At 62.1% G+C, this 12,375-nt stretch carries 11 protein-coding genes; all 11 read right to left on the reverse strand.

All coding sequences use genetic code 11. From position 1 onward, the window contains the following. Nucleotides 1–6: 6 nt before the first annotated feature. Nucleotides 7–825 carry a ferredoxin--NADP reductase gene (locus OU993_RS15155; RefSeq protein WP_268158736.1) on the reverse strand — a complete coding sequence of 273 codons (819 nt, stop codon included), beginning with the start codon at nt 823–825 and terminating at the stop codon, nt 7–9. Nucleotides 826–906: 81 nt separating this feature from the next. Further along, nucleotides 907–1,545 (reverse strand): hypothetical protein, encoded by a 639-nt coding sequence (locus OU993_RS15160; RefSeq protein WP_268158739.1) that lies wholly within the window; start codon nt 1,543–1,545, stop codon nt 907–909. After that, nucleotides 1,542–2,015 carry a MarR family winged helix-turn-helix transcriptional regulator gene (locus tag OU993_RS15165; RefSeq protein ID WP_268158741.1) on the reverse strand — a complete coding sequence of 158 codons (474 nt, stop codon included), beginning with the start codon at nt 2,013–2,015 and terminating at the stop codon, nt 1,542–1,544. Before OU993_RS15165 ends, OU993_RS15160 begins: the two co-directional genes overlap by 4 nt. A gap of 2 nt (nt 2,016–2,017) precedes the next feature. Beyond that, on the reverse strand, nt 2,018–3,442 hold the full coding sequence (locus OU993_RS15170) for a hypothetical protein (protein WP_268158742.1): 1,425 nt from the start codon (nt 3,440–3,442) through the stop codon (nt 2,018–2,020). A gap of 12 nt (nt 3,443–3,454) precedes the next feature. Continuing rightward, nucleotides 3,455–4,156, reverse strand: a complete 702-nt coding sequence (locus OU993_RS15175; RefSeq protein ID WP_268158744.1) for an ABC transporter ATP-binding protein — start codon at nt 4,154–4,156, stop codon at nt 3,455–3,457. Continuing rightward, nucleotides 4,156–4,878 carry an ABC transporter ATP-binding protein gene (locus OU993_RS15180; RefSeq protein ID WP_268159680.1) on the reverse strand — a complete coding sequence of 241 codons (723 nt, stop codon included), beginning with the start codon at nt 4,876–4,878 and terminating at the stop codon, nt 4,156–4,158. Before OU993_RS15180 ends, OU993_RS15175 begins: the two co-directional genes overlap by 1 nt. Then, nucleotides 4,875–5,837 (reverse strand): branched-chain amino acid ABC transporter permease, encoded by a 963-nt coding sequence (locus OU993_RS15185; protein WP_268158746.1) that lies wholly within the window; start codon nt 5,835–5,837, stop codon nt 4,875–4,877. The genes OU993_RS15180 and OU993_RS15185 overlap by 4 nt, the downstream gene beginning before the upstream one ends. After that, nucleotides 5,834–6,715 carry a branched-chain amino acid ABC transporter permease gene (locus OU993_RS15190; protein WP_165222875.1) on the reverse strand — a complete coding sequence of 294 codons (882 nt, stop codon included), beginning with the start codon at nt 6,713–6,715 and terminating at the stop codon, nt 5,834–5,836. The genes OU993_RS15185 and OU993_RS15190 overlap by 4 nt, the downstream gene beginning before the upstream one ends. Before the next feature lie 111 nt (nt 6,716–6,826). Then, complete coding sequence (locus tag OU993_RS15195; protein WP_268158750.1) at nt 6,827–8,086, reverse strand: ABC transporter substrate-binding protein; 1,260 nt, start codon at nt 8,084–8,086, stop codon at nt 6,827–6,829. Nucleotides 8,087–8,484: 398 nt separating this feature from the next. Beyond that, nucleotides 8,485–10,233 (reverse strand): hydantoinase B/oxoprolinase family protein, encoded by a 1,749-nt coding sequence (locus OU993_RS15200; RefSeq protein WP_268158753.1) that lies wholly within the window; start codon nt 10,231–10,233, stop codon nt 8,485–8,487. After that, nucleotides 10,230–12,323, reverse strand: a complete 2,094-nt coding sequence (locus OU993_RS15205) for a hydantoinase/oxoprolinase family protein (protein ID WP_268158755.1) — start codon at nt 12,321–12,323, stop codon at nt 10,230–10,232. Before OU993_RS15205 ends, OU993_RS15200 begins: the two co-directional genes overlap by 4 nt. Nucleotides 12,324–12,375 lie beyond the last annotated feature (52 nt).

Genomic DNA, 12,375 nt, shown 5'->3' on the forward strand with positions numbered 1-12,375 from the left:
GGTTCGTCAGCCGACGAAAGCGCGTTCGACGACGAATTCGCCGGGCGCGTTGTTCGCCCCTTCGTGCAGGCCAAAGTCTTCGAGAACCTGTTTTGTTTCGTTGAGCATGGCCATCGATCCACAGATCATGCCGCGATCCGTTTCGGGGTTTATCGGCTGAACGCCGAGATCGACGAATAATGCGCCGTTGCGCATCAGGTCGGTCACACGTCCCATGCGCTCAAAACTCTCGCGGGTGGTCGTGGTGTAGAGGCGAAGCCTGCCCGTCACCATCTCCCCGACCAGCGGGTCCTCCTTCAGCGACTCGACCATCTCGGTGATATAGGTCAGTTCCGCCACCTCACGGCAAGTCTGGACGAGGATGACTTCCTCGAACTTCTCATAGGTCTCCGGATCGCGGATGAGGCTGGCGAAGGGGGCGACACCGGTGCCCGTCGACAGAAGATAAAGCCGCTTGCCGGGCAAGAGCGCATCGAGCACGAGTGTTCCTGTCGGCTTCTTGCGCATCAAGAGCATGTCGCCCGGCTGGATCTTCTGCAGGTGCTGGGTGAGCGGCCCGTTTTCCACCTTGATCGAGAAGAACTCCACCTCTTCGTCCCATGCGGGGCTGGCGATCGAATAGGCGCGAAACACCGGCTTCTCGGCATTCGGAAGCCCGATCATCACGAATTCGCCGGACCGGAAGCGGAAGCTGGCCGGCCGGGTGATGCGGAAGGAGAACAGGCGGTCGGTATAGTGGCGGACGCTCACCACCGTCTGCGCAAAGACATTGTCCGGAATGGCATAGGCGGGCTGTGTCGAGGCAGGCGTTGCGGCAGCATCCATGGTCTGTTCCTCTCGCTCAATATTGTTTGTATACAAACAATATTGAGCGAGATTGTCAAGTGATTCAAGGCGTCTTGCCTGTCAGTGATCGGCAAGATTGCCGGGCCGACGCGGCCATTTCTGGAGCGCGCGGACTGCCTCGTGACAGAGGAAAATGCCAAGCACGAGAAGCGCGAAGGCAAAGGCGAGGCTCAGTGCATGCCGGCTCACGATGTAGCGGAAAACATCCAGCCAGTTCGGACGAACCTGCGAGGCGGTGTTGAAGTTTTCGACGCTGTATTCGCATTTGATGAAGGAGGTGCCGGCGAGAACCATCTCATGGTCGATCGTCGAAACAAGGACCTCGGCATCCGGCTGGGTTTGTTTGATCAGCCTCAGACGGTCCAGAATGCCCTTCAGTCCGGCGAGATCGGCATGTGCGCATTCGTTGAGCGGGCTTTCCTCATCGGCCACGCTGCCGGGAACGAGAAGCCAGAGGCAATTGGCGCTCTGCATCTGGTTGTGGAGCAGAAGCGCTTCCAGTTCTGGATCGGCCGTCGTCACCTGACGCGCCAGCGCGATGATCGCCTGCCGGTGACCTGCAATCACCCGCATCGCGCCGTGATCGATTGACGGAATGGCATAACCGGATTGATCAACGGGCGGCGTATAATCGTGCGCAGTCGCATCGGCGGCAGTGAGCGCCAGGATCAGGCCGAAAACGAGGCAACGGAGGTTCACGGCTGTACTTCCTCGTCCAGATCGCCCGCCTCGACAGAGATCTTGCGCAGCAGAAAAAGCAGGGCGACCCGTTCTGCCGGGTTAAGCGGCTGAAGCGTCTTCTCCGTGATCATGCGCCCTCTCGGCACCATGGCGGCCACAATCTCGGTTCCCGTTTGTGTCAGCGCCATCACGACCTTTCGACCGTCTGTTTCGTCGCGCGACACGCTGATCAATTCTCGTGCCTGAAGGCGGTCGATGATACCACGGATGGTCGCCTGGTCGACAGCGGTTGCTTCGACCAGATCCTTCTGCGAACAAGGCCCGATATCCCTTAGCGCGCAGAGCGTGACGAACTGCACCGAGGTGAGGTTATGCTCCTCTGCATGCCGCTGGAAGATCGCCAGGTGCCGCTGGTAGGCCCGGCGCAAGAGATGGCCGACCTGCTCGGTCACGACATAGGCCAGCTCGGATGTGGTGTCGTCCGACATTCTCAGATCCTCGGAGTGGAGAGCAGCCAGAGGCCGAAGGCGGTGTAAAAGACCATCAGGGCGGCGAGCGGCAGTTCCGCCAGAAAGACGCGTCGTTTGCCTTCGGTCAGATCCAGCAGCAGCGCATGCGCCAGGATGACCGCGATCACATGGCCGACCGCGATGGCGATGGTCTGCGTGTTAAAGATCAGAACGACGGAGTCATAAACGTTGAGGAAGGAGGTCGTCACATGCAGGTCGCGTGTGCCCGTCAGGTTCCAGCCGAGGGCGAAGGGATCGGCCACCGCCTTCAGAAAGTTCTGTGCTTCCACCAGGACCAGCGTCAGGTAATGGGCGATCTGGAAAGCGAGCGAAATCGGGATGATGCTATAGACCAGACGCCCGGTGAGGAGACCGAAGCGCCTCTCGCCGGAGAGCAGGCCGCCAAGTAAGACGCTTGCGAAAAACAGGGCAGCCAGCGCCCCCCAGGTTCCGAGGATGCCGAGGGTGGATGGCGTCACGATGGCGCTGCGACCCGGAAAGTCGAGGGGATTGACGCCGATGGCGGCGAGCCACACGAAGGTGCGCGACAGACCATCGAAAGAAACAGTGCCCAGCGTCAGTAGCACAAAAAGCACGCCGCTTGCGGAGAGAGGCGGCAGGCCGAACAGGAAACGGCCCGGCCATCCAAGCGCGATCTGCAGCCTGCCATCCTCAGCTTTCCGCCAGTCGAACGGGGCGCAGCGGCCGATCAGAGAAAAGAAGATGGAGAAGGGTTCGGCGCGCTCGCACCAGGCCCGCTCGCCGAACAGCATCATCGCTGTGAAGTTCACGAGCCAGTAAAGAGAGACGGCGACGGCCAGCCGGGTAGGATCGCTGGGTGCGAGATCCACGAGTTCGAACCAGGCAAAACCGAAGAATTGCAGGATGGCAATGGCGTAGCCAAGCGTCCAGGGGAGGCGGGCGATCGGACGGTCTCCGAGACTGCTGCCGGTGGCGCGGCGAAAAACCGCAAGCGGCCCGGTCCACGGATTGAGCGCCTGCCAGAGGGGGCCAAGCAGGCCGTGCAGGATGGTGAGGCACACCCAGAAGATCGTCCAGATGAAGGCGGGCAGTGGGTTCGTCAGGGGATCCCGCGCGCCGAGCAGGCCAGCCAGCACCATAGACAGCAACATCAGGAAGGACAGAGAGCTGATCGTGGCGGCGGAGGGGGCCGGGATTTTTGCCAAGGACCATTGTCCCCGGTAGATGGCACGCGTCCAGCCGTCCGGCAGCAGCGAGATCAGCAAGAAGGTGACAAGAACGGTAAAGGCTGCGCCGAGGATATAATAGCCGGTAGGAAGCAGCAGAACGATGCCGCCCTCCGCCCCATGCGCCAGCGCCGGCCAGGGCGCCAGCGCCACGATCAGTGACAACACAAGGGGCATGATCCGTGAGGCTTGGCGCATCCCATCTCCGTTTCAGTGGCCGACGCCGAGATATTTCTTCAGGATCGACGTGTCCGCGCGCACCGCATCGATCTCCATTTCCACCTTGATCTCCCCGTGATCCATGAAGGCGATGCGGTCGGCAACCGGCAGCACCGCGTCGATCCGCTGTTCGACCAGCAGGATGCCGACGCCCTCTTCGCGGAGTTTCACCACGACGTCGCGGATGGCGGCGATCATGCTCGGCATCAAGCCTTCCGTCGGCTCATCGAGCATCAGGATGGTCGGCTCGATACAAAGTGCGCGGGCCATAGCCAGCATGCTCTGTTCGCCGCCGGAGAGTGTTCCGGAGCGTTGATGAAACCGCTCGCGGAGCGCCGGGAAGTAAGAGAGCGCCCGCTCCATCGCCTCCGCTCCGGTCTGGCGGGTCATCAGGCCGATCTCCAGGTTCTCGCGCACTGTCAGTTCGGAAAACAGCCTGCGGCCCTGCGGCACGTAACCGATGCCGTGCATGGGAATGCGGTTCGGCGGCAGCGCGGTCAGGTCCACGCCATTCAGCGAAATCCGGCCGCGTTTGGGCGGCACGATGCCCATGATGGATTTGAGCGCCGTCGTCTTTCCCGCCCCGTTGCGTCCAAGCAGGCACAGCACCTCGCCCGGAGATACGCTGATCGAGAAGCCGCGCAGTGCCTGGCTCTGGCCGTAGTAGGAATCGAAGTCTTCGATTTTCAGCATCACGCCCCCAGATAGGCTGCCTGGACGTCAGGATTGTCGCGGATTTCCTCCGGCGTGCCTTCCGCCAGAAGCGTGCCGCGGGTGAGCACGCTGATGCGATCGGCCAGCGACATCACCACATGCATGTTGTGTTCGATCAGCAGCACCGTGGCGCTTTTCGCAATCTGCCGCACGAGCGCCAGAAAGTTCTCGATTTCCGGATCGGACAGGCCCTGTGTCGGTTCATCGAGGATCAAAAGTTTCGGCTGCAGCGCAAGCCCCATGGCGACCTCCAGCAGGCGCTGGTGCCCATAAGCGAGTTCGCCGGCGAGCGCCTCTTTCCGGTCGGCGAGACCGACGGCTTCAAGCGCCGCGCGGGTTGCGGTATCCCGGTCGAACCTGGCGTCACGAAGGCGGGCTGCGCGGCTTTCCACTGCGATCCGCACATTTTCCGCTGCCGTCTTGGTCGGGTAGATGTTGGTGATCTGGAACGTATAGGCGATGCCACGCTGCACGCGCTTATAGGCCGGCAGACGCGTCACATCCTCGCCGGCAAAGGTGATGGTGCCCTCAGAGACCTCCGTGCGCCCGGAGAGCAGGCTGACGAACGTCGTCTTGCCGGCGCCGTTCGGGCCGATGATGGCCCGGATCTCGCCCTCGTAGAGCGCAAAATCGATGCCATCGACGGCTTTCAGCCCGCCGAAGTGGCGTTTGACGTTCTTTGTCGAGAGGAGAGGGATCAGAGAAGCCATGGCGCCCACCTTTCGCGAATGGTTCCGAGAATGCCCTTGGGAAACCAGAGGATGAGGACGATCAAAATGACCCCGATGACAAGGAAATAGGCCGAGGTGAGTTCGCTCAGCTTGTCGATCATCGCCACCATCAGCACCACGCCGATCAGCGGGCCGAGCAGCGTGCCGGCGCCACCGAGGAGCGTGAAAAGAAGCGCCTCAATGGAATATTGGAACGAGGCAAAGGTGGCGCCGAGATATCCGAACAGCAGGCCATAGGCCGCGCCTGCGGCTCCCGACAGCGTACCGGACAGCACGAACATTTCGAGTTTTGCCGCAAAAACGTTGAAACCCAGCATTTCGGTCCGGCCTTCATTGTCACGGATGGCGGTCGCCACGCGTCCGCGTGTTCCCTTGAGGTAGAAGAGCAGGAGCCCGAGGCTTGCCGCCAGCAGAACGAGCGCGATGTTGTAGCGCGTCACGGCGTCGGCGATGTTGAGCGTCCAGGGGCCGAGCGCCATCTGGCGTGCGGAAGCAGGAAGAGAGAGCCCTTCCTGGCCGTTTGTCCATTCGGCGAAATAGAGCACCGCCAGATATCCCACCTGCGCAAACATCAGCGTCACGATCATGAACGACACGCGGATGGTGCGCAGCGTGATGGCGCCGATCACGAGCGAGAGAGCTGCCGAAGCAATCAGAGACACCCCGAAAGCCGCCGGAAGGCTGAAGCCAAAATGATAGACCGAAAGCCCTGCGGCATAGAGGCCGCAGGCAAAAAACATCGCGTGCCCGAGGCTGAGCAGGCCGACATAACCGAGCAGCGCGTTAAAGCCGACGGTGAACACGGCAAGCACCATCATCCGGGTTGCCATCAGCACATAATATTCGGGCAGCACGAATTGCAGGAGAAGGAGGGCGGCGAGCACCAGAAGCGTCAAGGTGAGGTTCTTGCGGAAGGCAGACGCGGTCATCGTGCAGCCTTTCCAAACAGCCCGTTCGGACGGAAGACGAGGACCAGTGCCACGAGCAGCGTCGAGACCATCTTGGCAAGCGTTGGCGAAAACATCATCGACAAAATGCCGTCCGAGAGGCCGATCAGGATCGCCGCAACCACGGTCCCCGACATGCTGCCGAGCCCGCCGATGATGACGACGATGAAGGAGAGCAGCAGCGGATCTGTTCCCATCAGGTAATGCGCCTGCTGGATCGGCACCACGAGGATGCCGGCAATGGCGGCAAGGCCCGCCCCGAGTGCAAAGACATAGGCCGAGACCTTGTCCACCGGGATGCCGAAGGCCTGTGCGGTTTCGCGGTCAAATTGCGTGGCGCGCATGATGAGGCCGGCGCGCGTCTTCTGCAGCACGAACCAGATCAGCCCCATGATGAGGATGGCCGCACCGATGACGAAGAGCTTGTAGGCCGAATAACCGAACCACGGCAGGCGAATGGTATAGTAGAAAGGCGGATCGACCGGGCGTGCATCCGGTCCGTACAGGATCAGCACGCTCTGCTGGATGATGTAGAGAAGGCCGATGGTCGCAACGATTGTTGCTTCCGGATTATAGTCCAGCCGCTTGAGGATCAGCCGCTCGCTCAGCGCCGCGATGGCCCCGACGATCAGCGGGCTGATGATCAGCGCCACCACGAACCCCAGCGCCGGATGGCCGGTGAGGAGGCTTGCCGCATACCAGGCGATGACCGCACCCAGCATCACGAATTCGCCATGCGCCACATTGACCACACGCATCACACCGAAGACCAGTGACAAGCCGGCTGCGGTGATACACAACACGGCCGCCTGGACGAGGCCTTCAAGGGTCGCGAGAAGAAGATAGGGGCCCAATCCCATATGGCCTGCCTTTCCATTGCCTGCAATCGACGGCCCGAAACGTCAGGCCGCAAGAGATCCGTCTCCGCCGGAAGAACCGGCGGAGTGTGATTGCATTGCCTTGCGGCGGGATCAAAGATCCATCTTGGTGTAGTCGGTGGGGCTTTCGTAGAGGCCGTCTTCGATCTTGGTGCGGTGCACCACCTTGAGCTTGCCACCTTCGACCTTGGAAATGTTCTGCGAACCGAACACCTGATGCGTCTTGCCGTTGAACTGCTTGGCGCCCTGCGGATGTTCCTTACCTTCGGCAAAGCTCGTCATCGATTCCATCGCGACGACCAGATCCTTCTTCTGCTCAGGGCCCCTGTAGTTTGCCATCTCCATCGCCTGCTTGATGACGAAGAGGGTCTCCCAGCAGGAGAACATGTGCGAATAGGTGGAGATGTCCTTCGGGTCTGCAATGCTTGCGCCATTGGCATCGACGCCGACCTTCTCGCGGAAGAACTTGTCGAACTCCGTCTGGTTGGCCTGGGCATACCGCGGATAGGCTTCCCAGAAATAGGTGCCTTCGAGGAAACCGAGTTGCGGTGTGTTGAAGTTCACGGCTTCCAGCGAGTCGATGAAACCGAAGATTTCCGGGCGCTTGCTGCCGAGATAATCGCCGAGTTCCTTGACAAAGGTCAGGACGGCCGGGCCGACCATGACGTGGTAGATGACCTCGGTCGACGGCGGGATCTGCGGGAAATATCGGGTGAATGAGGTTTCCGTCGGCGGCACGGCAATCTTGGCCACCACTTCGCCGCCTTGTGCTTTGATGGCGGCAGTGAAGAAATCGCGGTGGTCATGGCCGAAATTGTAGTCGGGGAAGATCATCGTGACCTTCTTGCCGATCGTGCTGCCGATCCACGGCGCCATGGCTTGCACCTGGGCGCGCACATCGGTGATGCCCGGCTGGAAGGTGTAGCGGTTGAGCTTGCCGGCGCCGAGCAGGCTTGCTTCTGAACAGATAAAATAGGGAACCTTCAGTTCGCCGGCGCGCGGTGCGGCGGCGGCGACCACGTTCGAGAAGAGGTGACCGAAGATCGCGTCAACTTTGTACTGCGTGGCGAACTTCTCAACGACTTCCGTGCCGCGCTTCGGATCGGTCCCGTCGTCCTCGACGATCATCTCGACCTTGCGGCCATTGATGCCGCCCATCTCGTTGACGAGTTTGACGGCGGCGGTGGCGGTGCGCTCATACCAGCGGCCATAAGACGCGCCGATGCCGGTGCGGTGCATCGGTGCGCCGAGCTTGATCGTGCCGTCCTGGGCAAAACCCGGGCGCAGCACGGCCGGGCTGGTGAGCGCGATCGCCGCGCCGCCGAGCGTCTTCAGCGCGGTGCGGCGCTGCATGGATAAACTGAGAGGATTATACTTCGAGTGCATGGTCGTTCCCCTTGCGTGGTAGCGATGAATTCGTCTGCCGTCTGCGCGCTCCTTCTCGTCGGGAGCTTTGCGCGTTTTTTAGTGTATGCACTGTATAGTGATGAGCTTATCAAGGCCCAAAACAGATGCAAGTCAAATCTCGGCTTATAATTCGGGCAATCGGTGCGGCTTAACTGGTCTCTGATCGCCATTGTGTCGTGCGAGATCATAGCTCTGACGGTTGAGCCGAACAAATTTAAAGTGTATCCACTATATCTATACGTAGCGCGACGAAGCGCTGCGGAGACCTGTACATCTCCGGTGCAAAACGCTTTCTCCATGGTCGCGCCTGCGCGCATGGGCGGCTGTCTCCGCGCGGCCTCTCCTCAGGCCGCTTCCGCCTCCGCTCGTAATGCCTTGGTCCCCTCTGCGTCAACAGATCCGTCTGGCTTTAATGCGACGCCGAACATCGTCTTTGCGTCACTGATGCTGTAGCGCGACAGGCGGACGTCCTCGGCCACCGCTTCCGGTTGCCGGGTGAACGGGTGACCATATCCGCCGCCGCCTGGCGTCTGCACCCGGACCCGGTCGCCCGGCTTCAGCGGAATATCCTGCGCCTTCGACAAGTGGTCCGGGGTCATGGGGATGCCGTTGCGCGTCAGGGTGACCTGGTTCGGCGCACCGTCCGATCCGCCGAGCGCACCGGGTGGGCCGAAGCGTCCGTGATCCATCACGAAACTGGCCGTTGCTTCGCCCCGGCGCAGTTCGATTTCGTAATCCAACCCGAAGCCGCCGCGATGTTTTCCGGCGCCGCCCGATCCCTCGCGCAGCGCATAACGATGGTAGAGCACGGGATATTGTTGTTCCATGATCTCCACCGGCGGCGCTTTTGAAATGCCGATGGTAGAACAGCCGTTCGCCAGGCCGTCGTGATCGGCATTGCCGCCGTAACCGCCGCCGGAGATCTGGTACATGACAAAATTCTGGCCCCGTTCGGGATCATAACCGCCAAGCGCGAAATTGCCGGAGCTGCCGGCCGGCGACGCCGTGACACGATCCGGCAGCGCCTCGACCAGAGCCGAGAAGACGGCTTCCGCGATCCGCTGGCTGACCTCCGCCGCACAGCCGGAAACGGGCCGGGGATACTGCGCATCAAGGAACGTGCCCTCCGGTCGGATCACCGTCAGCGGCTCGAAGGCGCCGGCGGAAATCGGGACGTCCGGGAAGATGTGGCGCATGGCGAGATAGACGGAGGAAAGCGTCGTCGCCAACACCGAATTCATCGGCCCCCGACAGGGTTTTGAGGAGCCGGAAAAATCGAAGCTGAGTTCGCCGCCGCGCGCCGTGATCGCCAGCCGGATTTCGAGCGGTTCGTTGACGACCCCGTCGCTGTCCACATAGGCGACGGAGGTGTAGGTGCCGTCCGGGATGAGGCGGATATTGGCGCGCATCTGCTGGTTTGCCCGGCGGCGAAGTTCTGCGATGGCCTCCGTGACCGTGTCATCGCCATAGCGGTCCAGAAGCCGGACAAGACGCTTTTCGCCGACAAGCAGGGCCGCTGCCTGTGCCTTCACGTCACCGATCCGCTGGTCGGCGACCCGGATGTTGGAACAGATGATCGCGTAGATTTCCGGATCGAGAACGCCCTGCTTGAAAAGGCGCACCGGCGGCAGCCGAAGCCCTTCCTGCTCGACCGAGGTTGCCGACGCGGAAAAACCGCCGGGCACCGCGCCACCCGTATCCGGCCAGTGGCCGGTGTTGGACAGCCAGCAGAAAATTTGCCCCGCGCGATAGACCGGCATGGCGAAGCGCACGTCCATCAGGTGCGTGCCACCGAGATAGGGGTCGTTGACGATATAGATATCGCCCGGCTGGGGTGCAGCCGCCTTGCCGGCAGCAATCATCTCGATCAGCACGCGCGTCGAATACTGCATCACGCCAACGAAGACCGGCAAGCCGCTCGACCCTTGCGCAATCAGCGAGCCATCGACCGCCGAATAGATGCCGTCGGACCGGTCGTTGGCTTCGGCAATCACAGGCGAAAAGGCGGCACGAGAGAAGGAGAGGTCCATCTCGTCGCAGACCTGCTGCAGGCCGGACTGGATGACGGAGAGCGTGATCGGATCGATGCTCATGCGGCGCTCCCGATCGTGATGATGATGTTGCCGTCGCGATCCTGCTGCGCGACGTCGCCCGGCTCGATGAGAATGGTCGTGTCCATCTGTTCGATGATGGCGGGGCCTGCAATGGCCGCGACAAGCGGCAGGTGATCGCGCCAATAGACGGGCGCGTCTATCCAGCGACCGAACCAGACGGGCCGGCTACCGGTGCGGGCCTCATCGAGCGTGGCCTTTCGCCCGCTCGCGTCGATCAGCGCCGACAGGTCGATCTCGTCGCGCCGGCCGATGACGGAAGTGTTGACGTTGACGAGGTTGGCGCGAATTTCCGGCAGTTCGACATGGAAGCGGGCAAAATAGGCCTCCTCGAACCGTCGTTGCAGGTCTTCGCGTGTCGGCATCGCGTCCGGCACGGCAACCCGCAGCAGATGCGTCTGGCCGATGAACTGCATGTCGACGGTGCGGATCTCGCGGATCTCGCGAATGGTCACGGCCTCCTTGCCGATCAACTCGCGGCCATCGGCGCTCTGCCGGGCGAAGATCGCGTACACGGCCTCAATGTCGGCGCTCGCCAGGGGGCGGTTGACGGTCTGGACGAAGTCATGCCGTAGATCCGCGACGACGCAGCCGAGCGCATTGGTGATGCCGGGGCGCGATGGCGCCAGCACCTTCGGGATGCCGAGTTCGCGGGCAATGGCGGCCGCATGCAGGGGGCCTGCACCTCCGAAAGCAAAGAGAGCAAAATCGCGCGGGTCCTCGCCGAGGCTGACCGAGACCATCCGCACCGCATCCGACATGCGGGCATTGGCGACCCGGACGACGGCATCCGCCGCCTGAATGGCGTCGAGGCCCAGTCGATCGCCAAGTTCTGCCTGGAAGATCGCCTTGATGTGGTCGATCGTCATGCCACCGGGAACGCTGTTCAGACGGCTTGGGTTGAGGCGCCCGAGCAGGAGGTTGGCGTCCGAGATGGTGGGTTTCGTGCCGCCGCGGCCATAACAGATCGGCCCGGGGGTGGCGCCGGCGCTTTCCGGACCGACCTGCAGGAGACCCGCCGCCGTGATCCTGGCGATCGAGCCTCCGCCGGCGCCGACGGTTCGGACATCGACCATCGGCACATGGATCGGCATGGCATATTCCACCTCGATCTCGTTCGACACGGTCGGCTCCGCATCGCGGATGAGGGCGACGTCCGTGGAGGTGCCGCCCATGTCGTAGGTGATGAGGTTCGGCATGCCGGCCCGCCGCCCGGTAAAGGCTGCTGCCATGACGCCGGAGGCGGGGCCGGACATTACGGTTTTTGCCGCCTCCTTCGCCACATGCCGGGCCGAGACCATGCCGCCATTGCCGTTCATCACCAGCACGTCGTGTTTGTAACCGCGAGCGGCCAGCGTATCGGCCAGACGCTCGACGTAACGGCGCAGCAGAGGCTGCACCGAGGCATTCACCGCTGCCGTCACGCCGCGTTCGTATTCGCGGCTTTCGGAGAGAAGCGCATGGCCGAGCGTGATATTGCCATTCGGCCAGATCTCCGAGGCAACCTCGCCGGCGCGGATTTCATGGGCAGGATTGGCATAGGCATGCAGGAAGTGGATGACGAGCGCCTCGCAGTCGAGATCGACCAACTGGCGGATGGCGCTCCGCAGTGCCTCCTCATCGAGCGGGGTAATGACATTGCCGCGTGCGTCCAGCCGTTCCGGCACTTCCACGCGCAGGTCGCGCGGGATGATCGGCCGGAACTCGCCCTTCATGCCATAGGCGTTCGGGCGGGTGCGGCGCCCAAGTTCCAGTACGTCCCGGAAGCCCATGGTGGTGATGAGGCCGGTCTTGCAGAGATTGCGCTCCAGAACGGCATTCGTGGTGGTCGTTGTGCCGTGAACGATCAGGTCGAGGGCTGCAATGTCGGCCTCGGCCGCTTCAAGGGCGTTAACGACGCCGAAAGCCTGATTGTCGAGCGTGGTCGGGGTCTTGGCAAGGCGAACGCGGCCGCTTGTGGCATCGAAGAGAACGAGGTCGGTAAAGGTGCCGCCAACATCGATGCCGGCGACGATCGACTGGCGTGGAGACGGAGTCCGGGCGTCGTTCGCGATGACGCGCTGATGTGACACGGCTGTTCCCTTTTTATTTGTATGCAAACGAATGTGTCAGTCGTCTTAACGG

This window comes from Rhizobium sp. SL86, from assembly GCF_026672545.1.
Taxonomy (GTDB): Bacteria; Pseudomonadota; Alphaproteobacteria; order Rhizobiales; family Rhizobiaceae; genus Neorhizobium.